Source organism: Aminipila butyrica, from assembly GCF_010669305.1.
In the GTDB taxonomy this organism is placed as follows: domain Bacteria; phylum Bacillota; class Clostridia; order Peptostreptococcales; family Anaerovoracaceae; genus Aminipila; species Aminipila butyrica.
This window is the reverse complement of record NZ_CP048649.1, coordinates 2,292,489-2,316,246: the sequence shown is the minus strand read 5'-3', so window position 1 is coordinate 2,316,246 and position 23,758 is coordinate 2,292,489. Positions and strand designations below refer to the sequence as shown.

General features: G+C 45.3%; 19 protein-coding genes and 1 riboswitch. Of the genes, 15 read left to right on the top strand and 4 right to left on the bottom strand.

What is annotated here, in order from left to right; genetic code table 11:
* Complete coding sequence (locus tag Ami103574_RS11020; RefSeq protein ID WP_163067064.1) at positions 1-1,482, bottom strand: serine hydrolase; 1,482 nt, start codon at positions 1,480-1,482, stop codon at positions 1-3.
* 360 nt (positions 1,483-1,842) lie between these two features.
* Between Ami103574_RS11020 and Ami103574_RS11015 the strand changes: the two genes are divergently transcribed.
* Genes Ami103574_RS11015 through Ami103574_RS11005 form a run of 3 tightly spaced genes read left to right on the top strand, consistent with a single transcriptional unit; the run spans position 1,843 to position 5,093 of the window.
* On the top strand, positions 1,843-3,231 hold the full coding sequence (locus tag Ami103574_RS11015) for an APC family permease (protein ID WP_163067063.1): 1,389 nt from the start codon (positions 1,843-1,845) through the stop codon (positions 3,229-3,231).
* 17 nt (positions 3,232-3,248) lie between these two features.
* Entirely contained in the window at positions 3,249-4,277 is a 1,029-nt protein-coding gene (locus Ami103574_RS11010; RefSeq protein ID WP_163067062.1) for a DmpA family aminopeptidase, read from the top strand.
* An 18-nt stretch (positions 4,278-4,295) separates the two neighbouring features.
* Entirely contained in the window at positions 4,296-5,093 is a 798-nt protein-coding gene (locus tag Ami103574_RS11005; protein WP_163067061.1) for a M55 family metallopeptidase, read from the top strand.
* Positions 5,094-5,222: 129 nt separating this feature from the next.
* Here Ami103574_RS11005 and Ami103574_RS11000 read toward each other — a convergent pair whose 3' ends face one another.
* Entirely contained in the window at positions 5,223-6,191 is a 969-nt protein-coding gene (locus tag Ami103574_RS11000) for a LysR family transcriptional regulator (RefSeq protein ID WP_163067060.1), read from the bottom strand.
* A gap of 197 nt (positions 6,192-6,388) precedes the next feature.
* Here Ami103574_RS11000 and Ami103574_RS10995 point away from each other — a divergent pair, with 197 nt between their 5' ends.
* Both Ami103574_RS10995 and Ami103574_RS10990 read left to right on the top strand, forming a co-directional pair.
* Entirely contained in the window at positions 6,389-7,780 is a 1,392-nt protein-coding gene (locus Ami103574_RS10995) for an aspartate ammonia-lyase (RefSeq protein ID WP_163067059.1), read from the top strand.
* Positions 7,781-7,796: 16 nt separating this feature from the next.
* Entirely contained in the window at positions 7,797-8,969 is a 1,173-nt protein-coding gene (locus tag Ami103574_RS10990; protein WP_163067058.1) for an NAD(P)-dependent malic enzyme, read from the top strand.
* Positions 8,970-9,034: 65 nt separating this feature from the next.
* Here the strand turns inward: Ami103574_RS10990 and Ami103574_RS10985 are convergent, their stop codons facing one another.
* On the bottom strand, positions 9,035-9,190 hold the full coding sequence (locus tag Ami103574_RS10985; RefSeq protein ID WP_163067057.1) for a hypothetical protein: 156 nt from the start codon (positions 9,188-9,190) through the stop codon (positions 9,035-9,037).
* 242 nt (positions 9,191-9,432) lie between these two features.
* A riboswitch (FMN riboswitch) is annotated at positions 9,433-9,563 on the top strand.
* A 215-nt stretch (positions 9,564-9,778) separates the two neighbouring features.
* Here Ami103574_RS10985 and ribD point away from each other — a divergent pair.
* The 8 genes from ribD (at position 9,779) to Ami103574_RS10945 (ending at position 19,978) form a co-directional block, all read left to right on the top strand.
* Positions 9,779-10,885, top strand: coding sequence for a bifunctional diaminohydroxyphosphoribosylaminopyrimidine deaminase/5-amino-6-(5-phosphoribosylamino)uracil reductase RibD (gene ribD, locus Ami103574_RS10980; RefSeq protein ID WP_163067990.1), 1,107 nt, complete (start codon positions 9,779-9,781; stop codon positions 10,883-10,885).
* Between the two features lie 20 nt (positions 10,886-10,905).
* A complete protein-coding gene (locus tag Ami103574_RS10975) occupies positions 10,906-11,568 on the top strand; it encodes a riboflavin synthase (RefSeq protein ID WP_163067056.1) in 663 nt (220 codons plus the stop codon).
* A 79-nt stretch (positions 11,569-11,647) separates the two neighbouring features.
* Entirely contained in the window at positions 11,648-12,886 is a 1,239-nt protein-coding gene (locus Ami103574_RS10970; RefSeq protein ID WP_163067055.1) for a bifunctional 3,4-dihydroxy-2-butanone-4-phosphate synthase/GTP cyclohydrolase II, read from the top strand.
* Positions 12,887-12,960: 74 nt separating this feature from the next.
* Positions 12,961-13,422 (top strand): 6,7-dimethyl-8-ribityllumazine synthase, encoded by a 462-nt coding sequence (gene ribH / locus Ami103574_RS10965; protein WP_163067054.1) that lies wholly within the window; start codon positions 12,961-12,963, stop codon positions 13,420-13,422.
* 267 nt (positions 13,423-13,689) lie between these two features.
* Entirely contained in the window at positions 13,690-18,999 is a 5,310-nt protein-coding gene (locus Ami103574_RS10960) for a S8 family peptidase (protein ID WP_163067053.1), read from the top strand.
* A gap of 107 nt (positions 19,000-19,106) precedes the next feature.
* On the top strand, positions 19,107-19,415 hold the full coding sequence (locus Ami103574_RS10955) for an ATPase (protein ID WP_163067052.1): 309 nt from the start codon (positions 19,107-19,109) through the stop codon (positions 19,413-19,415).
* 90 nt (positions 19,416-19,505) lie between these two features.
* A complete protein-coding gene (locus Ami103574_RS10950; protein ID WP_163067051.1) occupies positions 19,506-19,667 on the top strand; it encodes a hypothetical protein in 162 nt (53 codons plus the stop codon).
* Positions 19,668-19,732: 65 nt separating this feature from the next.
* Complete coding sequence (locus Ami103574_RS10945; protein ID WP_163067050.1) at positions 19,733-19,978, top strand: hypothetical protein; 246 nt, start codon at positions 19,733-19,735, stop codon at positions 19,976-19,978.
* Between the two features lie 170 nt (positions 19,979-20,148).
* On the opposite strand, the gene Ami103574_RS15860 is transcribed toward Ami103574_RS10945, so the two are convergent.
* On the bottom strand, positions 20,149-21,459 hold the full coding sequence (locus Ami103574_RS15860) for a collagen-like domain-containing protein (RefSeq protein WP_207710494.1): 1,311 nt from the start codon (positions 21,457-21,459) through the stop codon (positions 20,149-20,151).
* Positions 21,460-21,750: 291 nt separating this feature from the next.
* On the opposite strand from Ami103574_RS15860, the gene Ami103574_RS10935 reads away from it, so the two are divergent.
* Together Ami103574_RS10935 and Ami103574_RS10930 are read left to right on the top strand one after the other, a co-directional pair.
* On the top strand, positions 21,751-22,557 hold the full coding sequence (locus tag Ami103574_RS10935) for a ParA family protein (protein WP_163067049.1): 807 nt from the start codon (positions 21,751-21,753) through the stop codon (positions 22,555-22,557).
* A gap of 8 nt (positions 22,558-22,565) precedes the next feature.
* Positions 22,566-23,756: a ParB/RepB/Spo0J family partition protein gene (locus tag Ami103574_RS10930; protein ID WP_163067048.1), complete on the top strand. Its 1,191-nt coding sequence runs from the start codon at positions 22,566-22,568 to the stop codon at positions 23,754-23,756.
* Positions 23,757-23,758: the final 2 nt, after the last annotated feature.

The window sequence follows — 23,758 nt, the reverse complement described above, 5'->3', positions numbered from 1 at the left end:
TCAATCTTTTTTTAGAAAGAGGATATCGTCCACCAGCAGTTCAAAGGGGATTCGCAATCCGATGCTTTTTCCCTGAGCATTCCAGATAAAGGACAGAGGCAGGGTTAACGTTAAAATGTCTTCCTTCACCCCAGTCACACGGAAGTTACCGGTCCAACAAGGAGTCATGGGCAAGGACATATCCCGGTAGTTCATATAGAGCTGCCCCTCTCGGGATTCGATGGTTAGCAGACCATAGCCGGGGTTGTAATAGACCCCTTGGCAATCTTTGAGAGAGTAAGCGCTGGACAAGTTTTGGCTGGGTATCGCGTCTTGGAGAGAATCTGGGAATCTAGCGGAAAAGAAATCCAGGGTGCAGTCTTGGTAGTCTTCCGCAGTAGGCCGGATATCTGAACGAAATTTATGTGTCCAGTCCACTTTTGGGAGGGCTAAGAGGGTATCCAGCAGGGTATAAAGGAGCGTATGGGTGATGGATACCGCAGGGGAATGGAGATTCAGCAAAATAGAAATGCCGATTTGGTCGTCAGGCAGAAATGCTTGAATAGAGCTGTACCCCTCAATTTTACCCATATGCTTGCAGATGGAGCGCCCTCGATAGCTGCCGGTTTGCCAGCCCATGGCGTAACCATCGGTAGGATATAAATCTGCCTGACTGCCTAGGGCATCCGGAAAATTTACCTGTTTGGCAATCATCGTTTCAAATATAGATTCTGGTATCCAAGGAAGGCCCTCTTTCTCTCGCCCTTTGCTAATCAGGAAGGTCAGCCATTTGCTCATGTCTATGGCGGTGCAGTTGACGGAGGCAGCCGGAGCGACTACGTCTACGTTCCAGATTGGCAGCTTGGTGAGTTTGCCCTCCAGCACCTGATAAGGATGGGCGAAATCAACTGAATTAGACAAGGCCTCAGCTTGACAGTTGGCTCCGGTCATGCCCAGGGGGTCGAAGATATAGGTCTGCATGAGTTCTGCCCAGGGCTTTCCTGTCACGGTTTCTGCAAGGAGGCCAATGGCAGCATAGAGGATGTTGCTGTACTGGGGCCTGCTTCTAAACGGAGCGCTAGGCTGTAGGTAGGGGAAGGCTTGAGTAAATTCTTTTAAGTTTTTGGCTACAGGCCAGATGGCATCGTGGCCGCCCAGACCTGTGCGGTGACAGAGCATATCCCGCAGAGTCATCTTTGCCGTAGCCTCTTTGTCCATGAGGGCAAAGTCTGGAATATAGTGGATGACAGGGGTGTCATAATCCAGCAGTCCCTCCGCTACCAGGCGAGCTATAAGAGCAGAGGTCATGGCTTTTGAGCAGGAGGCAATGCCAAAGAGGGTGGTGTCCGTCGCTTTTAAATCCCTTTCCTTGTCCCGCCAGCCAAAGGCCTTTGTATAAGGCTCCTGCCCCTTTTTTACCACGGTTAGGGCTAGGCCCGGCACCTGCCAGAAATCCATTTCCCGCAAGATGAGGGGTTCTTGGGCAGCAATTTTATCTTTCATGTGTTTTATACCTCCTGAATTAAGTTGACTTTATATAAAGTCCTGCAATTATCGTACCAGATAGCCAGTGCTCAACTTAGCGCACTGGGGTAGAAGCCCTAGGGAACAGAGACCTTAGTTCCCTCTTTAATGAATCGGTTCTTGTTTAATTCGAATTAATGATTGATCACAAAGCGCCGGCAAATGAAATGTAAATAAGATATAATCTATTTAAAAAGGATTAAACGAGATTTTGGCGAAAGGATTGCCTTATAAAATTTGTTTAGTTGGCTGTTTTTATATATTTATAAATTGGCATTGTTCTTGCTTTATCTTAATATATAGTCTCAGACTGTAAATTATAATTGAGGAGGAAAAGTTATGAGTTCAAAGAGCAATTTGCATGCAGCAACCAACGACTCAGGTTTTAAAAAGGAAATCGGTCTCTTTGGCGGTGTGAGCATCATCGGCGGAATCATGATTGGTTCAGGAATTTTTTATTTAGGCTCATACGTATTGGAGCGAACTCACATGAGCATGGGGTTAGCCCTGCTGTGCTGGATAGTAGGAGGAATCGTCTCTTTGCTGGGAGGCTTATGCTTTGCCGAACTGGGGGCATCCTGCCCGAAGACCGGGGGTATGGTTATCTATCTGGATGAAGCGTATCATCCGGTAGTGGGTTACATGTTCGGTTTCACCAGCTGGCTGCTTAGCGGAGCTGGTTCGATTTCTGCTTTGGCGATTGCTTTGCCTACGGCCTTGAGAGGATACATATCTTTATCCGATTTTGCCATCAAGGGTATCGCCATTGCTTTGATTCTGGCCTTGACGGCGTACAATTCGCTGGGGATTAAGCAGGGAACTATTTTGCAGAATGTCTCCATGGTAGCAAAGTTAATTCCTATTGTCATCATTATTTTTGGGGCTATCCTCCTGGGTAAGGAACACCCTGACTTAAGTTTGATTCCTGCCGGCAGCGGAGAGATAAGCTTTAGCGCCATTATTGGCATGATAGCCTTTGCTACGGTAGCAACTCTTTGGGCCTATGAAGGCTGGACCAATTTGAACTCTGTGGCAGAAGAAATGAAGGACCCGGCGAGGAATTTGCCAAAGGCCTTGTTAATCGGCATCGGTGCAATCACCGTAATTTATACGCTGTTTAACTTTGCCCTTTACAAGGTTCTCCCCCATGCAGAAGTGGTAAGCATGATTGAAAGTGGGAACCTATACCTGGGAACGGAAGTTGCCAAGAGAGTATTTGGAGGCATTGGCGGCGGCCTAGTGCTGGCTACCATGCTGATTGCCATGTTCAGTGCGTTAAACGGCATGATCATCGCTTTTCCCCGCTACTATTACGCCATGGCGAAGGAGGGACATTTCTTTAAGAACCACGGTATGCTGCATCCAAAATCCAAGGTACCTACCGTATCACTGTGCAGCCAGGCCCTTATCGCCATCGTGCTGGTCCTTTTAAGAAATTTAGACCAGCTGACCTCTTTGGTAGTCTTTGCCGGCATGCTATTTAACGTACTCTGCGTGGTGGCGGTCATTGTATATCGGAAGAAGTATCCGAACCTAGAGCGTCCGTATAAGGCTTGGGGGTATCCGGTTACTGTTATTATTTCCATCGCCTTGTTCGCCGGACTGATGATCAATACCTTGATGGAGGACCCGGTTACCGCGTTAATCGGTTTGGTTGTTCCGGCTGTAGGTGCAGTAGTTTACTTTATATTTGATAAAAGACTGAAAGAAGAAAAAACAAAAGCATAAGTGAGGAGGCACAAGAAATGGGTTTACCTAAAGATTGTCAAGTGAGCATTCGCAGCAGGTTTGAAAAAGGTCAAAGAAACCTGATTACCGATGTGCCTGGGGTGCAGGTAGGTCATGTGACCTTAAAGGAACCGGAGAAAAATATTCATACCGGTGTCACGGCTATCCTGCCCCATACGGGAAATCTTTTCAGGAACAAGGTGTTGGCTGGAAGCTCTGTTATAAACGGTTTCGGTAAAAGTGTGGGGTTAGTTCAGGTGGAAGAATTGGGCAATATTGAGACCCCCATTATCATGACTAATACTTTTGGTGTAGGTACGGCCATTAACGCCTTGACAAAGTATATGTTAAAGGAAAATTCGGACATCGGAACCACTACCGGCACGGTAAATTGCCTTGTCACAGAGTGCAACGACGGAGAGCTCAATGATATCCGGGGGATGCATGTCGACGAAGACCATGTACTTCAGGCATTGGGAGACTGTGGAGCAGTTTTTGAAGAGGGAGCAGTGGGCGCTGGGACAGGTATGTGCTGCCTGGGGGTCAAAGGCGGAATCGGGTCGGCCTCTAGGCTGGTGCTCTGCGACGGTCAGCATTACACCATCGGTGCCATTTTAATGTCTAACTTCGGCATGTCGGGAAATCTGATGATTGATGGCAGGAGAATCGACACCCGGAACAAAGTACCGAGAAGTGAGGCGGAAAAAGGCTCCGTAATTATTGTGCTTGCCACGGATATACCACTTAATGAGCGGCAGTTGAAGCGGGTAGCAAAGCGGTCGGTGGTGGCCTTGAGCAGAACCGGCTCCTTTCTGGGAAATGGCAGCGGAGATATTGCTATTGCTTTCTCTACTGCTAACATCATGCCCCATTATAGTGAAAAGAACATTATTGAGATGAAAATGTTTCACGATGATGCCATAGACAAAGTCTTTGAGGCTACAGCCGAAGCCGTGGAGGAAGCGGTGGTCAGTTCCCTTTATCACGCAGAGACTGTCAAGGGAATTCGGGGGAAGGAAGCCCTTGCTTTAAAGGAATTTTTATAAGAAGGGAGAGATGGTCTGATGAAAGTATTTATCAGCGCAGACATAGAAGGCGTAACTGGAGTAACCAGCTGGTGTGAGACTACTTGGGGCGGTCAAGGGTATGAAGAGGCCTGCCGCCAGATGACTCTGGAAGTGGCTGCTGCTTGCAGAGGAGCTATGAAGGCGGGCTGCCGTGTGATTGTAAAGGATGGGCATGGAGACGCATTAAATCTCTGCATAGAGCAGCTGCCGAAGGGGGTGGAGGTCATTCGAGGCTGGATGACCTCCCCGGCTTCCATGATGGGCGGTTTAGATGAAACTTTTGATGCAGCAGTTTATCTGGGCTACCATTCTCCAGAAGGCACGGATACCAGCCCGCTGGCCCATACCTCGGAGCATGAACTGTTTAATTGGATTACCATCAACGGAGAATTAGCGTCGGAATTTACCCTGAATGCTCTTTGGGCGGCGGCCCATCAAGTCCCATCTGTCTTTCTTTCAGGAGATGCAGGCATGTGTCAGTTGGCGGAGAAAAGCCACCCGAATATTCTCACGGTAGCCACGAAGAAGGGCATCGGTAGTGCAACCTGGAATCGTCACCCGGAAGAGGTTGCCGAGGAAATTGAGGAAGGGGTGGAGAAAGCCTTACAAGCTAAAATCAGCCCCTTGTCTTTAACAGATGAGTACCATATGGTGATTCACTTTAAAGAACACCAGCATGCCAGAAGGGCCTCTTGGTATCCGGGAGCTAGACAGACAGGTAGTAACACGGTGGAATATAAGGCCAAAGATCCTTTGGAGCTGGGGGTTGCCCGCATGTTTATGACAGAAATATAGAGATGATGGCTTAGGTGAAAAAGTAAACTTAGGGGAGTTTTTGCAAAGAAGACCGCAGGGCGCAGCAGTTTTAGACTGCTGCGTTTTTTTATGTAGAAAATATGCTAAGAGCATATTTCTGGACCCTGCTCATTCTGTAAGACTGGACAGGGGGCTGTATTTTTTACTGATCGCGATAAACTCTTCCATGGCCTTTGTCATGTAGCGATTCTTTTTAGCATGGAAGAACACCTTTCGTTTGGTATCTGGGTCGTCGACCTTGTAAAAGACCAGTTGAGTCTGCATGGCGGGAGACTGCTTAATCAGCGTATCACTGATAAAGGAACTGCCAAGACCGATGGAAATAATGGTATACACGGTGGCCAGCTGATTCAGCTGGAAGAGCAAGTTGGGCTTGATGGACTGGCGAAGAAAGATGTTGTTCGTCCGAGTCCGGGTATCGTTTCCTTCTGGCATGAGCACAAAAGGCGTGTGGGCAAAGAAGGACAGAGGTGTGGACAGCACCTGGTCATCGTCGATGTGTCGGTTTTTAAGGATATCTTTATAGGAGAGTTGATATTTCTCTAAGCCTTGATTTATTTCTAATTTTCTGGGAACAGCTAATAGTAGGAATTCAGTGCCTAAAAAGAATTTTTCATAAATAGAGGGATTTAGTTCTTTATTGTCAATGATTAAATCCAATTCCCCGTCCAATAGCTTTTTCTCCAAATCGTGACTATGGGAATCTACCAGATTTAAATCAATATAGGGATATCGCCCGACAAATATTTCGATAAATTTGGGCAGGACGTTGGCCATAAAAAGGTGATTGCTGCCAAGGGCCAGGGAGCCAGTTTTTAGCTCATATGTGTCATTTAAATAATTAGCAAAGGTATCTTCGGTCTTGGCGATCGCTTCACAGCAAGCGATGTATTTCTTGCCGATTTCCGTCAGTTGGATGGGGTTGGTACTGCGGTCAAAGATGGGTTCCCCTACCTTGGATTCGACCTTCTTAATCATGGCACTCAGGGAAGGCTGGGAAATAAACAGGCTTTCTGCCGCCTTTGAAAAGCTTTTTTCCTTGTAGACGGCGTAGATTAAATCTTTCTTGGCAAACATCGGTACTCCTTAACGTTATAATAAAAAGGATATAATACATATAATGATATAAGTATTTGAATATATTACCTCTGTATTATAGAATATAGGCAACAAATAGTCAACAGATTCAGCCCAGGTAGAGCAACAACATGCAGCTCAGGCAATGTCAAAGAAATGTACGACAAAGTACAAGAAAAGAAAGGTGGAGGAAAGCCATGGACTTTCGTTTTGAAACAGATTCAGTAGGCAGGAAAAAGGTACCAGCAGAAGCTTATTATGGGGTGCAGTCCCTGCGGGCAAAGGAAAATTTTAATATGACTGGGAAGTCCATTCCAGCGGTGCAGATCCGTTCCTTGGCGGAGATTAAGAAGGCTTGTGCTGTGACCAACGCTAAGGCGGGGGGACTGGACAGAGAAGTTGCACAGGCCATTGCAGAGGCCTGTGATGAAATTCTAAATGGCCGTTTTCACGACCAGTTTATTGTCGATCAGATTCAGGGTGGAGCGGGAACCTCTACCAATATGAATGCTAATGAAGTAATCGCTAATATCGCCTTGGGCCTTCTGGGCAGGGAGAAAGGCGAATATCAATACTGCCATCCAAATGACCATGTGAACAAGGCACAGTCCACCAATGACGTATATCCTACGTCCTTAAAGATTTCCTTGTACCGGACCGGCTTAGAGCTCCTAGATAAGTTAAATGAACTTTACGAAGCCCTGATGGCCAAGAGCAGAGAGTTTAAGGATGTATTAAAAATAGGCAGAACGCAGCTGATGGATGCTGTACCCATCACCTTGGGCCAGGAATTCCATGCCTACGCCACGGTGGTTAAGAGGGACAGAAGCCGCATTCAGAATGCCATTAAAGAACTGCTCTTTATCAATATGGGGGCCACGGCTATAGGGACTGGCATTAATGCTTCCGAGTATTATGAGAAACATATTGTGTCGGCCTTAAGCGAAGTCAGCGGTCTGCCCTTGAAGCCTTGTGAAGATATGGTGGATGGGACTCAGAATATTGACGGATTTTCTGTGGTATCTTCTGCGTTGAAAACCAGTGCCATCAGTTTATCCAAGATGGCAAACGACATCCGCTTGATGAATTCAGGACCGAAAGCCGGACTGGGAGAAATTACAATTCCAGCTAAGCAAAACGGCTCCTCCATCATGCCGGGAAAAATCAATCCGGTTATCCCAGAGGTACTGAACCAGTGTGCTTTTGCGGTTATCGGCAACGATGTAACGGTGTCCATGGCCTGTGAGGGCGGTCAGCTAGAGCTGAATGCTTTTGAGCCAGTGGTATTTAACCGAATATTTGAATCCATGACTTTAATGATAAATGGCATTGACACTTTTGTTCACAACTGCGTGAAGGATATTGCTGCCAATCGGCAGACGTGTGAGGACCTGCTCTACCACTCTACCGGATTTGTCACAGCCCTTTGTCCGGTGATTGGATATAAGAAGGCTGCGCAAATAGCAAAAGACTTCATGGAAGAGGGTACACCGATTCTGGAAGGAGCCTTGGCCTGTGGAGTCAGTAAGAATCAGTTAGATCGAATTTTGGATGAAAGCCGCTTTATGCCGCAGTTTGCAACAGAGTAAGGGAGAAAGAAACAACATGGACAACGGACAATATGCTTTAAAAGCTCATAAGGAGTGGGGCGGAAAGATTGAAGTTATTTCGAGAGCCAAAGTAGCCAGCCGAGAGGATTTGGCGGTGGCTTATACGCCGGGGGTGGCAGCGCCTTGCTTAGAGATTCAAAAAAATGAGAGCAAAGCTTATGACTACACTAGAAAATCGAATTTGGTAGCCGTCATTACAAACGGCACGGCAGTTCTGGGACTGGGAGATATCGGTCCCAGTGCTGGTATGCCGGTTATGGAAGGAAAGTGTGTGCTATTTAAAGAGTTTGCTGGTGTAGATGCCTTCCCCCTTTGCGTAGATACTAAGGATGTGGATGAGCTGGTGCAAGTCATCTATAAAATCTCAAAAAGCTTTGGGGGTATTAATTTGGAAGATATCGGTGCACCTGCCTGCTTTGAAGTGGAAAGACGCTTAAAAGAATTATGCGATATCCCCGTGTTTCACGATGATCAGCACGGTACAGCCATCGTAGTGACCGCAGCGCTGATAAATGCAGTCAAGTTAAAAGGGCAGGAGCCGCGAGACCTGAGCATTGTTATGAACGGGGCGGGAGCTGCCGGCATATCTATTACAAAACTGTTGTTAGATGCTGGATTTCGGGATATCATCGTGTGCGACAGCAAAGGAATACTCTGTCAAGGCATTACCCCAGAGGAAGGAGCCAAAGGGGAAATCGCCAGACTTACCAATCGAGAGAAAAAAACAGGCAGCTTAGCAGATGCCATGAAGGGGGCCGATGTTTTCGTGGGGGTTTCCAAAGGCGGATTGGTCAGCCAGGAAATGGTTCGTTCCATGAAGACAAAGCCGATTATTTTAGCGATGGCGAATCCGACGCCGGAGATCATGCCAGAAGAGGCTCTGGAAGCGGGCGCATACATTGTGGGTACCGGAAGAAGCGATTTTCCGAATCAGATTAACAACGTGCTGGTATTTCCAGGCGTGTTTAAAGGTGCTTTGGCAGTAAGGGCCACAGATATTACAGACAGCATGAAGATGGCAGCGGCGCAGGCTATAGCGGGTGTTATTTCAACAGATGAACTATGCCCGGAATACATTATACCGGATCCTTTCGATGACAGGGTAGCGCAGGCGGTGGCTCGTGCCGTTGAGGAAGAAGCTCGGCGGCTGGGAATTAATCGACTATAATAAAAAAGCCTCTGAGAGGCTCTAAAAAACTTGGCATCAGCAAATATTTACTGATGCCAAATATCTTACATATGATATGCAATCAGAACAACCTTTTCTCCAGAACTTTCCTGAAGTTTCTGTTCCAATGCAGTAATCTCCGAATGACTTGATGCACTAAGATTTGCAAAAGCATTCTTGGTGAAAGCATCTTTATTGACAGGAGAATCAGCATTTAACATAAAATCACCATCCTTTCTACTATAGTTTGCACAGGAAGGTAGAAAATATAAAAATTAGCGGCATGCAACTATTGTCAGAGTTGGTAAGGCAGACATAGCTGAAACAAGTTTAGGTCATATAGGGAGGAGAGAAAATGTAAAATGTATATTGCAAAATAACTTTTGATGTGATATGGTGTGTATATCATATTTTTACTGAATGTAAAAAGCGATAGAATTTAATGTGTTAAAGAAAATTAAATAAGAATCTTCAGGGCGAGGTGAAAATCCTCACCGGCGGTAATGAGCGAAGGTGCTACGAGTCCGCGAGCCGACAGGCAGAATGGGTTAGATTCCCATACCGACAGTATAGTCTGGATGAAAGAAGATATACGCAAGTTATCAGCGTTTGTTTACAGTGCTCTGAAATGTTTTTCATTTCGGAGTTTTTTATTGCAGCTGAGAAGCGGAGCTGCTTCTGCAATCTGTTTTTGTGTAGGCTGTTGCAGCAGCAAAGGTTCGGTAGCTTACTTCATCTACAAGATACCCTGGAGAATTCTCTAGGGTATTTTTATTGCAGTTTTGGCAGGAGGGGGCAAATTGAGTCAGATGGAAAACGATGAAGGCTATATGAGGCTGGCGCTGGAACTGGCGGCAAAGGCAGAAGGCTGGACCAGTCCGAATCCCATGGTGGGGGCGGTTATCGTCAAGGATGGGCAAATTATTGGACAGGGCTTCCATGAGCGGGCGGGGCTGCCCCACGGAGAGCGGGTGGCCCTGGCGGCCTGCAAGGAGGATCCTGCTGGAGCTACCTTATACGTAAATTTAGAACCTTGCTGCCACTACGGCAGAACACCTCCTTGTACAGAGGCAATTCTAGAAAGCCGTATCGCCCGAGTGGTCATCGGCACCGAAGATCCCAATCCCCTGGTGGCTGGAAAGGGTGCTTCTATTCTCCAGAAAGCAGGAATTCAGGTTACCTCAGGCATTTTACAAAAGGAATGCAGGCAGCTAAACCGTGTATTTTTTTATTACGCTGTGAAAAAGCAACCATTTGTGGCCATGAAATACGCCATGACCATGGACGGAAAAATAGCGGCGCACACCGGCCTGTCCCGGTGGATTACAGGCCCGGTGGCCAGGGAGCACGTACATCAGCTGCGCCATCGATATGCGTCCATCTTGGTGGGCATTGGGACGGTGCTGGCTGACAACCCGCGGTTGGACTGTCGTCTGCCAAATACGAAAAATCCCAAGCGGATTATCTGTGACAGCCAGCTGAGGCTGCCGCTGGATTCCCAGATTGCAGTTACCGCCGGAGACATTGAAACCTATGTGGCCACGGCTTCTGACGACAAAGAAAAATCCGAAGCCCTTCGGCGTGCAGGCTGCACCCTGTGGTATCTGCCGGGGAGCGATGGACGAGTAGACTTGGCCGCTCTAATGAAACGCTTAGGGGAAAATGAAATAGACAGTGTCCTGCTGGAAGGCGGCGGAACCTTGAATTACCAAGCCCTCAACAGCGGATTGGTGGATTATATCTACGCTTATATCGCACCAAAGATTTTAGGCGGGCGAAATGCTTTGACACCGGTGGAAGGGCTGGGGCGGGATTGCCCGACGGACAGTATCCTTTTAAGGAAAAAAAAGGTTACCTTACTAGGAGAAGACCTGCTGATTGAGCAGGAGGTTAGCAAGGCGGCAGGCCATGTTTGAGTAAAGAGAGGAGGGACTCCATGTTTACGGGAATTGTTGAAGAAAAAGGTACAGTCCGGCGAATCACCAGGGGGCGAAATTCTTGTGCGCTGGAGGTAGAAGGGCGCAGGGTGTTAGAGGATTTAAGGCTGGGAGACAGTGTTGCAGTAAATGGCGTTTGTCTGACGGTACGGGAACTGGGGCCGAATACCTTTGAGGCAGATGTTATGGGGGAAACCCTTTTTAGAAGTACTTTGGGTCAGTTAAAATTGGGGAGCACCGTCAATCTGGAGCGGGCTATGGCCGCAGGAGGCCGATTTGGAGGTCATATCGTCTCCGGTCACATTGATGGTACCGGTACGATTGTCAGCCAGACTGTCGACGAAATTGCCACCTGGGTTAAGATTTCTGCACCCCCCGCCATCATGTATTATCTGGTGGAAAAAGGCTCTATCGCCATCGATGGAGTTAGCCTGACTGTAGCAAAGTTGGAAAAGGACAGCTTTCAGGTCTCCTTGATTCCTCACACCGGTCAGGAAACCACGCTGTTGGAGCGAAAGGTTGGAGAGGCAGTTAATCTGGAGAACGATGTTATTGGAAAATACGTGGAAAAGCTGCTGGCAGCAGATGGAATCCCAGCGCAGCAAAGCTGGAAAGCCAGTCAGCCAATCAGCCGGGAGTGGCTGTTGGAACAAGGGTTTTAATCCACTTCATGGTGGAGTGGAAGGGTTCGCGGCTATTCTGCCTATTATCATAAAAACTATAAGAACAGGAGAAAGAGATATGTTTAAATATAATACCATTGAAGAAGCATTAGAGGCGCTGCAAGCAGGTAAGCTGATTCTGGTCACAGATGCAGAGGACCGAGAAAATGAAGGCGATCTGATTTGTGCTGCTCAATTTGCTACTCCGGAAAACGTTAATTTTATGGCTACTTATGGCAAGGGGCTAATCTGTATGCCTATGAGCGGAGAGCTGGCTGACAGGCTGGGCTTGGAGCAGATGGTTCAGACCAACACCGATAACCACCAGACGGCCTTTACCGTCTCCATTGACCACGTGGATACCGCAACAGGTATTTCTGCCTTAGAGCGGTCTGTGACCGCTATGAAGACCGTAACAGAGGGGGTACAAGCAGCAGATTTCCGAAGACCGGGTCACATGTTTCCCCTTCTGTCAAAGCCTTTTGGTGTGTTGGAGCGGCCAGGACATACGGAAGCCACCGTGGATTTGATGGAACTGGCGGGCCTGAAAGCTTGCGGTCTCTGCTGCGAGATCATGGGAGATGATGGGGGAATGATGCGCACCGCCGCTCTGAAAGAATTTGCTCGGGAGCATGGCTTGGTATTTGTGACCATCGAAGCTTTAAAAGAATTTAGACAGAAGCGGGAGCAGCTGGTGGAACAGGTGGCGGCAGTTAAACTGCCTACCCGCTACGGAGAATTTACCGCGTACGGCTATGTGAATCGAATCAACGGAGAGCACCATTTAGCCTTGGTTAAAGGGGATATCAACAGCGTGGATTCTATATTGTGCCGGGTTCATTCCGAGTGTTTGACTGGAGATGCTCTGGGGTCGCTGAAATGTGACTGCGGCCAGCAATATGACGCGGCGATGAAGCGGATTGCGGAGGAGGGCTGCGGGGTACTGCTGTACATGCGGCAGGAAGGCCGAGGCATTGGCCTGATGAACAAGTTAAAGGCCTACGCTTTGCAAGAACAGGGAATGGATACGGTAGAGGCTAATTTGGCACTGGGTTTTGAGGAAGATCTGCGGGATTATTCCACGGCAGCACAGATGTTAAAGGATTTGGGGGTGGATCAGGTACGGCTGATGACCAACAATCCGGACAAGATGCGGCAGCTTTCCGCATATGGCATCGGTATTACTCAGCGGGTGGACATTCAGGCAGAGGCCAATGACTATGATTTATTTTATCTGCAAACGAAGCAAAAAAAAATGGGGCATCTGTTTGATTATCACGGAGAAGAAATAAAAGACCGAATAAGAGGCAGACAGTAAATCTGGAAGACCGCGTATGGTGGAGATATTACAAAGAAAAATGCTAATTGTATAACACGTAAGGAGGAAAATAGATGAGAGTAATAGAAGGAAATCTGGTAGCGGAAGACGTCAAGGTGGGTATTGTAGCGGCTCGGTTCAACGAGTTTATTGTGGCAAAGCTGCTGTCGGGGGCGCTGGATGGACTGCGGCGCCATGGCGTTTTGGAGGAGGATATTCAGGTAGCTTGGGTGCCGGGCGCCTTTGAGATTCCCCTGATGGCCGACAAAATGGCCAAATCAGGGGAATATGATGCCGTCATCTGCTTGGGAGCGGTTATCAGAGGGACCACGACCCATTATGATTATGTCTGCAACGAAGTGTCAAAAGGGGTTGCCCATATAGGATTGGAGTCTGGTATTCCTGTCTTGTTTGGTGTGATTACCACGGAAAATATTGAGCAGGCCATAGAACGTGCCGGGACAAAGGCCGGGAACAAAGGCTATGATTGCGCCCTTGGAGCGATTGAAATGGTCAATTTATTTCGGCAGTTTTAAGAAGAATTGTTTATAATAGGGCTTGACATATTTTGGACATAGTAATAAAATCTAATGGGTTAGCTTTGGCTAACCCATTCTTTGCCTCTCGAGTTAGCTATAGGTAACATAAAGGGGCGAGTTTGCCACTCTAGGTTTGAGAGGAGACAAACAAAGAACAGAAATTATATAAGAAAGCGGGGGGATAGATAAAAAAGTCATGAAGACAAGGATAAGAGCTAGTCGATACAATATTTTATATAAAAGATAAATCATAGGGAGATTAGTATGTGGTGTAAAAAGAAGAACTTTAGCAGAATCAGCTGGATGTTAATAATATGCATTGGATTTGTAACTTTATTTTCCAGCATGCCGGAAACGGCCTATGCAGATGAGGGAAATGAAGAAAATCTGTGTGAAAAATATGGAATAGATGAAAGTTTTGAAGGGGAATTGATTGTTAAGTATGAAACAGTCAAGAGCCAGGGGATTTTAAACCGCTTGTTCTTTTCTGCAGACGAAGTGGATGCAGAGGAAGTCATTTTATGCGAAGTAGGGTCTGATGAAGATGTCAATGAGACCATCGAAGATTTGGAAAAAGATGGACAGATTGAATACATTGAGCCTAATCTAATTTTAGAGATTTGTGAAGATAATGAAGAGCCGGAAACGGATACCTTAAAGGATAAATATATTGATTATCAGTGGGCGTTGAAAGATATAAACGCCTTTGAAGCATGGGATAAAATCGGCGATACTCCGGGAGAGGCCGTTGTTGCCGTGTTAGACACGGGCGTAGATTATAGCCATCCGGATTTGGACAGCAAAATTCTGGAGGGTAAAAATTTTGTAAAGGAAAGGAAGGACGGAAGTCATTACCCGAACAATTATGGAATTATGGATGATAATGGCCATGGAACATTTGCATCTGGTGTCATTACAGCCACTTATAATAATGGGATTGGCGTCTCCGGACTGGCAGGAAACTTAGATGTTAAAGTTTTAGCGGTTAAGGTCATGAATGATGATGGCGAAGGTAATGTATTTGAAATTTCAGAGGGCATTCGCTATGCGGCAGACCAGCAGGCCGATATTATCAGTTTAAGCCTGGGTGGGGAAGGATACAGCCAAACCATGGCCAATGCCGTGAAATATGCACAAGATAACGGCGTGTTGGTCGTGGCAGCTGCTGGAAATGACGGCAAGGATGGCAGTAACTTTTATCCGGCAGCGTATTCAGGGGTTCTTACTGTTGGTGCGGTCGGCCCCGATGACAGTATCGCTGCTTTTTCCAATTATGGACAAGAGCTGGATATTATGGCCCCTGGGGTGCAGATTTATTCTACATCTATTGCCAAAGAGGCCGCCTTCGGCAATGAAGAAGACGGCTATTATGCCCAGTTTAACGGCACTTCTTTTTCGTGCCCCTATACGGCAGGGGTAGCAGCAGTTTATAAAATTATACATCCGGAAGCAAATGCCGATGCCATAAAGGAAGCCTTGCTTCAAACTGCCGTAGATCTCGAAGATGATGGCTGGGATGAGAAAACCGGATACGGAAAGTTAGATATGTATGCGGCGACAAATCCGGCTACCAATATTGAATCGGTTATTAAAATAGATGGGCTGAAGCGGAATGACTATTTAAAGGGTGAGGTCCAAATAAAAGCCAACATTTTAAACGAGCAGGAAGAAATTGATCAGGTAAAGTTTTATTTAGACAACATGGACGAACAATCTTTGATTGGAATAGCAGAGACAGAAGATTATTCAAGATTTTCAATGGAGTGGGATACCAGAAATTTTGAAAATGGCACCCATGAGTTGATTGCGGCAGCCTTTAAAGATGGAGAGCTGAAACAAAAAGATACCCTGACCATTCAAGTCATAAATGAGGTGAAAAGCGGTATTTTACTAAAGGTAAAAGATCCGGATGGCAACGCCAGTGTCAATGCTTTTGTCAATGTTTATGTAAAAGATGTGGAACATCAGGACTATGACCGGGTTTATACAGGGAAGACGAATCAACTGGGGATAGCCAGAATTTCAGGCACTTTAGGAAAAGATTTAAGCAATATTTATGTTGTGATTACCGGTACTTTTGATTGTGAAGAGGTGAAAAGCGGAAGCGCCTTGTTTATCTATCAAGAGCAACTAGAAGGACCTGGTGAATTCGAAATCACCGGAGAGAATACCCAGCCTGTCAAGTTTGGAACTTTTAATAAAGGGGGCAATGAACTTTTCAATGTGGCCTACTATGCTACAGTTGTGGATCAAGAGGGTATCAACATTGGCATAACTAATGAATTAAATCCAAACAAAGAGGCTGCTCCGGTGGTGTATGCGGAAGAAGGAAAGTATGATTTCTTTTCGTACAGCCAAAAAGATCAGGAAACGTACTTCCTGACTCAGTGGTCAAAGCGAATCAGCAAGAGTGAATCTGCTCAAACTTTGGTTTTTGACGGTAGCAAAACCGGACAAGTTCATTTGGTTACGGGCGACGAAACAAAAGTCCAATCGGGTATTGTCTATTTATATAATGACAAAACCAATGCTTCTTTGGGGATGAAACTAGGTGGAAAGAATATTTATGTATCGTCAGATACCTATCGTTATAAGATTGACGCAGAAGTAAAAGATCCTCAAAACGGAGAGGACTGGATTTATACGTTTGACAGTGGGAAGAAAGGCATTGCAATTCCTGAAAATCAGATCGCAGAGGTAAAAGTCGGAGGCGGATTAAAAATCAGCAATTTTGATTTAAGCTATGAAGCGGTGGAAGAGCATGTCTTGGAAGCCAATAAAACCTATAATAAAGATAAAATTCAAATGATAGAAGACGGAAATAAGACGGTGGTAAGGTTTCCGATTGGCTATGAATTATTCCAGACGTTAAATCGCTTTGCGGATAACTATGGGAATTACCTTACAGGAATCAGCAGAGGCAGTTTAACTGGAGCAAGTGTTGCTCATTATGGGCAAGCGGTTGCCCCACAGGAGGAAGAAGACGAGGAGGACGAGTCTAAGGTCTTGTTCCCACGCTTTAGAGTACTGGATGAAAATAAAGAGTGGATATATCCAATTTATTGGGATTTACTGGGCGGACATGAAGACGGCGAGCGAAGCAAGAACTTCTTTGAATTCACTTTTTGGGATATCATGAGCTTAGACGGCAAAACCGGAGATTATGAATTACAATTATCTCTGGAAAAGAATGCCTTATGTGAAGAGAAGCTCAGCAAGAAAATAGATGTAAGGCTTTATGATGAGGGCCTTCATAAGATTTTAAGCTATGACCCGCAGCATATAACAGAACATGTAAATGAAGACAGCAATCTGACGGTGCCATATATGTATCTTTTCAGCTTGCGCGATAGTCAGGAAACAGATGCCGTAAGTTCTGCTACGGCAAAGGAAGATAACCCGATGGGTGATGGAGAAGTGGATGCAGTAGACTGCAATCCAGCCAAAACAAAAGGGCCTTACTGGGAGCAGACTTATGGCGCCTGGGGACGTCAATATCAGAATGAAGACGACTTTGGAACCATTGCACTGGATTCTAGCATCAAACTTTCAAAAGAGAAAGACGGCAATCTGGCTATTATCCGATATACGTTGAGTGATGGGGACAGTTACGTTTATTTATTCAGGCAGTTTACTGATTTTCAAGACTTGGGTACGGAAATCCGCCTTGATGAATTGAACCTGAAAAAAGTGACCATGGCGGATTTGAACGTCGGCGGAACCAAGCTGGATCATATGCAAAGCAATAGCAACATCATTTTCAAAGCAAAGGTAGGGGAGGACGTGCTGCCTGTGCGCATGCCTGTATTTACAGAAGATGTGTGGGTGGAACCGGGACAGTATAGTTTTGACGGACAGTATATCACCCATCCGGACAGCAAAGGGAATCAGACCAATTACTATGTAGTAGAAAAAGATGTGGATGTACAACAGAATCAGGAAATCAATTTTGATGTTTCAAAAAATGCCACAATTATTTTAGAACCAGAAACGACCGGCTATAAAAAATGGAAAGGCGCGGCGCTGCTGCCCTTCAGCGATTACAGCCATTCCTTTAAAGTGGAGGATACACAGGGGAGTATATACTCTATTCCGGCAGATATTTATTACGACAGTGTAAACGTGGTACTGGGATTAGCAGACAGTGAGAAAACTTCTTATGTATGGAACTATTTGTTCCAGATGCCTGAAACATTAAAGCTGGCAGCCGGAGAGGAGTATCACCTGAAAGTGGGCGGCAGCTTTAAACCGATGGTGGAATTGAAAAAAGACACATATAGCAGTCAGGAAAAGCTGACAGGATATTCTGCGGTAATGGATCAGTTTGGAAACCGTCTTTTGAGTACGAGAGTATCGGCTGATCATGAATGGTTTGATGTCAATAGACAGGTTGCAAAACAAGATTATGAGATCCAGCATGACACGACTGATAATGCCAATATTGTATATCCGTATATGCGCTTATATAAACAAGAAAACAGCGGGGAAAAACTGATGTACAATGAATCAAAAGCTCAATACTATCATTCTTTTGAGGAACTTTTGAGTGGTCTTTCGGTAGGCTCTTATCGGGCAGAGATTGCTTTTGCAGGAAGTCCCAATGGCCAGGTGAAAACCGCAGCAGAAGACGGATTATTTGTAATCGCAGAAAATAAAAGCAGCGGCGGAAAAGGCGGCGGGTCTAAAGGAAGTTCGGTTATAAAGGAAACGGAAAAAGAAACCCCCGAAAAGGAAAAGACAGAAGCTGAGGTAATCAAGCAAAATCTTGAAAAGCAGAACATAAAAGTGATTTCTACGCCTACTGTGGTTAAGAAGCAGGCAAAAGAGCTGTATGAGGATGTATCACTGACGTTGAATACAGAGCTGGACAAAGAGAAAGCTTGTGCCATTTCCTATGATATAGCGAAAAATTCATATTCTTTTGTACCAGCTATTTTTGAAATGGTTGATGGCAAGTGGCATGTGAAAATGAAAATAACTTCCGACTCTCAGATCTTTGTTGTAGAGCATGATAAAACGTTCAAGGATGTAAGTGATCATTGGGCCAAAGAAGAAATTGAGAAAATGGCATCTAAGTTCATCGTCAATGGGGTAAAGGAAGATACGTTCCTTCCAGATAAGCAAGTGACAAGGGCTGAGTTCGTGTCTATGCTGGTACGAGCCCTAAATTTGAGAGAGAACAGCACCAGTCTAGGGTTCAAGGACATTGCCTCCGATTCATGGTATAAAGAGACGGTGGAAACTGGCGTGAAATATGGTTTAATCAAGGGATATGAAGATAATTCTTTCCGGCCGAATGAAGCCATTACCAGAGCAGAGATGGCTGTTATCGTTGAAAGAGCCATGAAGCTGGCCGGGAAAGATCCCCAGCAGTATGACTATGATCAGACTTTGAACGTGTTTAACGATGAGAATCAAATCAGCAGCTGGAGCAAGAATTCTGTGTCAACTATGGTAAGTACGGGTATTACCACAGGCAGAGCAAATGGCCAGTATGCGCCTGATGAAAATACCACACGTGCGGAAACAACGATTGTGCTGTATCGTTTGATGAGGTATATTGAATTTATATAAAGAGCCTTTAAAAATATAGAACAAACAGAGCACCGGCAATTTCGGAACATTTAAACCGTCTTTTTCATATTATAGCGAGAGTAATAATTTGAAAGGGGCGGTTTTTTGTGGCTGTGGAACGGCATATTTTTCCAGGAAATAACACGACAGAGGGATTTTATTCCTACTACCATTACATATTGGGGCAGCGAGAAGCGAACCGGATTATCTGCATAAAAGGCGGACCGGGTGTGGGCAAGTCTACTTTTATGAGAAAAATCGGCGAGACGTATCTGGAGAAGGGGGAAGACGTGGATTTTATGCACTGTTCCTCAGATAATAATTCCTTGGACGGGGTCGTATTAAAAAACAGGCGGATTGCGCTTATTGATGCTACCAGTCCCCATGTGGTGGTTTTTAAAGACAAATCGCTATAACCCTTGAAATAGCTAACTCTTCTTTATAATAGAAGAGTTTTTTTAATTTGTCAAAGTAAATTAGTAGAAAGTTGATATGGAGGTGCATTTATGCAGTTAAATATAACCGTTGATGTAGATATTGAAGAATCTGGGCTACAAGCGAGAGAAGTAAAAGACAATATCGTTTCTTTCACAAGAGACTTATTAATGATTGGAGCTTCGGAACAAGAAATAGGTCTCACGCTACAAGAAGTAAGCTATAGTGACTAATGAGGAAGGGAGGGTAACGCTTTAAAAGCGTTATTTTTAATTTCTAAATGAAATACAAAGTAATTATGTTTTTTAAGCCCATTTCAGGACATATCGAAAAGGAGTACATTGTAGCCAGAGAAACTGTCAGTGGAAAGCTTTATCTATTTCGGTGCATTCCGGACACAGAGCTTCACTGGTATGTGAGCCCAGATGACCCGGCCTTTTTCTCAGAATTAAAGGCTGTGTTACTTTATGAGGTAGATGGGTTGGAGCAGGCAGAAAAAGATGTTAGAAGATTTTGCAGAGCAAAAAACTTGATAGGCGGCTAACTATTATTTGTTAAATGGCCCTATTAAATTCATAAAAGCCTCCAACTAAATTGGAGGCTTTGACTACAGGCAAGAACAAAAGAATTTTTACTTGTTTTTTAACTTTTTGGAGAGTTAAAGATAAATATGATTTATTTTGTAACTAATAAGCTACTGTAAACTCGTGCAAATTAAACAACCGTATTCATTATAATCGTTGCTGCAGCGCCCTCTGCTAATGATCCTGTGTTTCCGGTACGAGTGATTCTAATGGAAAGTAGATCACAGCTAAAAACATCATAATCTGCTGCAATAAAGGCGCAGCAGTTGCGATCACCTTCGCTACTTGGACCCGTGACGGTTGCTATAATTCCCGTATCAATTAATCCATCGCCGCATGTTGTACTCCGTACAACCTGGGCTGATACGGTGTCATTAACACCTAATGGCTCTGTTCTGATGCTAAGCATTAAGCCTACAATTGTTGAATCTTCACCAACGACAATTGTATTTCTTGTAAATTCAGCAGAAGCATTGCCCAAGCCTAAATACTGATTATTTGCAATAGATTGGTCTGTAGCTAAATAAAAAGTATTTCCTGATGCGCCTACAGGACCAGTAGGCCCCTGAATACCCTGCGGACCAGTAGGCCCCTGGATACCCTGCGGACCTGTAGGCCCCTGGATACCCTGCGGACCAGTAGGCCCCTGAATACCTTGCGGACCGGTAGGCCCCTGGATACCCTGCGGACCTGTAGGCCCCTGGATACCCTGCGGACCAGTAGGCCCTTGGATACCCTGCGGACCAGTAGGCCCTTGGATACCCTGCGGACCGGTAGGCCCCTGAATACCCTGCGGACCGGTAGGCCCCTGAATACCTTGCGGACCTTGCGGACCGGTAGGACCCTGAAGGCCTTGCGGGCCGGTAGGACCTTGGAGCCCCTGCGAACCTTGCGGTCCAGTAGGACCTTGGAGACCTTGTGGACCAGTAGGGCCCTGGAGCCCCTGCGAACCTTGCGGGCCGGTAGGACCTTGGAGTCCTTGTGGCCCAGTAGGGCCCTGGAGCCCCTGCGAACCTTGCGGGCCGGTAGGACCTTGGAGTCCTTGTGGCCCAGTAGGGCCCTGGATACCCTGCGAACCTTGCGGGCCGGTAGGACCTTGGAGTCCTTGTGGCCCAGTAGGTCCCTGGAGCCCCTGCGAACCTTGCGGACCGGTAGGCCCCTGAATCCCTTGTGGGCCGGTAGGACCTTGTAAACCCTGAGGACCTTGCGGACCTTGTGGCCCAGTAGGTCCCTGGATACCCTGGATACCCTGAGGCCCCTGAGGCCCCTGCGGACCTTGCGCACCAGTCGGACCTTGAATACCCTGAGGACCTTGTGGACCCTGCGGACCTCGAGGGCCGGTGGGGCCTGTAGGTCCGGTAGGGCAGCAAAAGCAGGAGTTTGAGTTGAAGCAACACGGATCATTTTTATGCCAACAGGGATCATTTCTATAACTATTCATAAGTTAACTCCTTTAAATTCAAATAGATTGTAAGATGAAGCAGCTCAAAAGGCTGAGTATCTGTTACTGAAATTGTATAAATATATTCTTTCTAAGCATTATTTTGTTAATGCTCCCCACTGTCAACTTGGTCGTATCTGTTAGGATTTCGATTAAAAATGAGGAAACCCTCTAAACGACTACTTTAATATATGTTTGTCATCAATAAATTGATACAGAAATAAGATAAAACAAAGTCCTTGGAGAGGGACGTCAATAACTACTACAATATAAGATAGAAGGGAAACACATATGAGTAAAGCAAAGGTAATTGCAATCAGCAATCAAAAGGGCGGTGTAGGAAAGACGACTAGCGCCATTTCATTTGGGGTAGGTCTTGCGGACAAAGGATATAAGGTGTTGTTGGTGGACTGTGATGACACAGGAAACCCTAGTTTGACAAAATTTCTAGGAGAGAATCCAGACGAGCTGGAGGCTACTTTAACAGACCTGATGATGTTTACTTTATTTGATCGGAGCATTGACGAGGTGCTGCCAAAGGTTATCTGTAAGAATCAGGAGGGGGTATATTTTATCCCGGCAGACAACAAGCTTCCCGGCATTACCAATGCCTTGACCGGATTTAATGACGAAGAAAAGAAGAAGAGGGTTCTTTGCAGCATTGTGGACAAGCTGAAAGACCAGTATGATTACATTATCTTAGATGCAGCTCCTTCGTTAAACATTCTTTCTATAAACCTACTCGCCGCTGCGGATGAGGTAATCATTGCTACTCAATCTCAGGGAGCATCGGAATCTGGTATCGGAGAACTTATTCAAACGGTTATACGGCTACGGGATACGGTTAACCCCCAGCTGTCTGTAAGGGGATTGCTCATAACCATGGTGGACAACCGAACCGGATATAGCAAAGCCAAAGCTGCTGAAATAAACAATGCATATACGGCCTTGGGCATGAGGGTATTTAAGACCTGCATCCCTCGGGCCGTAAAAGCAGAAAAGTGTCCAGAAGCAGGACAAAGCATTTTAAAATATGACCCGTCAGGAAAAGTAGCGGTTGCTTATAAAACCTTTGTCGAGGAATATTTGGAGGAGTAAGGAGCAGAATGGACATTACCAAAGATGATCTAATGGCGGGCCTATTTGGCTCCAGTATCGGAAACTCAGGTCAAGAATCATCTGAGATTGCACAAAGAAGAAGTAATTTAATAAAAACTTTGACTGGCAATACGATTGAAAACATTAAAAATGAGATAATAGAATTAGATATTGAACTTTTAGATAGATTAAGCTCATTTGACCATCCCTTTGAAAAATCTGTATTAAAGGGATTAGATGAATTAGCACATTCCATAAGAATAAATGGCTTATGGATACCTATTATCGTAAGGGATCATCCAAAAGCAAGAGGTCGATACGAAATATTAGCTGGGCATAGACGGACTGCTGCAACGAAGTTAGCTGATATTAAAAAGATAAAAGCTATTTATTTAAAAGATTGTGATGATGATACAGCAAAGCTCATTGTAACTGAAACAAATACATTAAACAGAGAAGAACTATATCCTTCGGAAAAGGCTAGAGCATATAAATTACAACTTGAAGCTTTAAAAAATCAAGGAAAAAGAAATGACTTGATAAGGGCAATAGAAGGAGAGGAAAAGTATTCTGAGGACTTTGGCCCGAATTGGGCCGAAGTTAAATCCAGTCAAGATAAAGAAAATAACACTAGTAACTTTGGCCCGAATCGGGCCGAAGTTAAATCCAATCAAGATAATGAAAATAACGCCAGTAACTTTGGCCCGATTCGGGCCGAAGTTAAATATGCCCGTGATGTCGTTGCTGAACTCAACAACACATCAAGAATGGAGATAAGCAGATATATAAGGCTAAATAAGTTGATTTTCACCTTACTTGATCGGGTAGATGAAAAGGAGATTCCTGTTAATGCAGCTGTAGAATTATCCTATTTATGCGTGGAAAATCAAGAAACTTTAGAAAATGTGTTAGCTGAGAATGATAAGCTAAGAATAACTATTCCTATGGCAGGAGCAATGCGAGCAGTTGCAAAAGATAATATGTTGACTTCGGCAATTATTAAATCCATATTAGTGCCTACGACAAAGAACAAAACAATAGCTCGGCCATATAAAATTGCTTTTAAAGAGGTTGAAAAGTACATAAAAAAATTGGATTATAAACAAGCAGAAACGCTGGCCCTGGCAGATGCAAAAGAACTGGAGAATATAATTAAAGAGACTATTGAAAGTTATATTAATAGTTTATCAAAGGGATGAAA

Excerpts from the sequence above, each read along its gene's own strand:
- Ami103574_RS11020 (WP_163067064.1), bottom strand. The coding sequence starts at position 1,482 with ATGAAAGATAAAATTGCTGCCCAAGAACCCCTCATCTTGCGGGAAATG.
- Ami103574_RS11015 (WP_163067063.1), top strand. The coding sequence starts at position 1,843 with ATGAGTTCAAAGAGCAATTTGCATGCAGCAACCAACGACTCAGGTTTT.
- Ami103574_RS11010 (WP_163067062.1), top strand. The coding sequence starts at position 3,249 with ATGGGTTTACCTAAAGATTGTCAAGTGAGCATTCGCAGCAGGTTTGAA.
- Ami103574_RS11005 (WP_163067061.1), top strand. The coding sequence starts at position 4,296 with ATGAAAGTATTTATCAGCGCAGACATAGAAGGCGTAACTGGAGTAACC.
- Ami103574_RS11000 (WP_163067060.1), bottom strand. The coding sequence starts at position 6,191 with ATGTTTGCCAAGAAAGATTTAATCTACGCCGTCTACAAGGAAAAAAGC.
- Ami103574_RS10995 (WP_163067059.1), top strand. The coding sequence starts at position 6,389 with ATGGACTTTCGTTTTGAAACAGATTCAGTAGGCAGGAAAAAGGTACCA.
- Ami103574_RS10990 (WP_163067058.1), top strand. The coding sequence starts at position 7,797 with ATGGACAACGGACAATATGCTTTAAAAGCTCATAAGGAGTGGGGCGGA.
- Ami103574_RS10985 (WP_163067057.1), bottom strand. The coding sequence starts at position 9,190 with ATGTTAAATGCTGATTCTCCTGTCAATAAAGATGCTTTCACCAAGAAT.
- ribD (WP_163067990.1), top strand. The coding sequence starts at position 9,779 with ATGGAAAACGATGAAGGCTATATGAGGCTGGCGCTGGAACTGGCGGCA.
- Ami103574_RS10975 (WP_163067056.1), top strand. The coding sequence starts at position 10,906 with ATGTTTACGGGAATTGTTGAAGAAAAAGGTACAGTCCGGCGAATCACC.
- Ami103574_RS10970 (WP_163067055.1), top strand. The coding sequence starts at position 11,648 with ATGTTTAAATATAATACCATTGAAGAAGCATTAGAGGCGCTGCAAGCA.
- ribH (WP_163067054.1), top strand. The coding sequence starts at position 12,961 with ATGAGAGTAATAGAAGGAAATCTGGTAGCGGAAGACGTCAAGGTGGGT.
- Ami103574_RS10960 (WP_163067053.1), top strand. The coding sequence starts at position 13,690 with ATGTGGTGTAAAAAGAAGAACTTTAGCAGAATCAGCTGGATGTTAATA.
- Ami103574_RS10950 (WP_163067051.1), top strand. The coding sequence starts at position 19,506 with ATGCAGTTAAATATAACCGTTGATGTAGATATTGAAGAATCTGGGCTA.
- Ami103574_RS10945 (WP_163067050.1), top strand. The coding sequence starts at position 19,733 with ATGTTTTTTAAGCCCATTTCAGGACATATCGAAAAGGAGTACATTGTA.
- Ami103574_RS15860 (WP_207710494.1), bottom strand. The coding sequence starts at position 21,459 with ATGAATAGTTATAGAAATGATCCCTGTTGGCATAAAAATGATCCGTGT.
- Ami103574_RS10935 (WP_163067049.1), top strand. The coding sequence starts at position 21,751 with ATGAGTAAAGCAAAGGTAATTGCAATCAGCAATCAAAAGGGCGGTGTA.
- Ami103574_RS10930 (WP_163067048.1), top strand. The coding sequence starts at position 22,566 with ATGGACATTACCAAAGATGATCTAATGGCGGGCCTATTTGGCTCCAGT.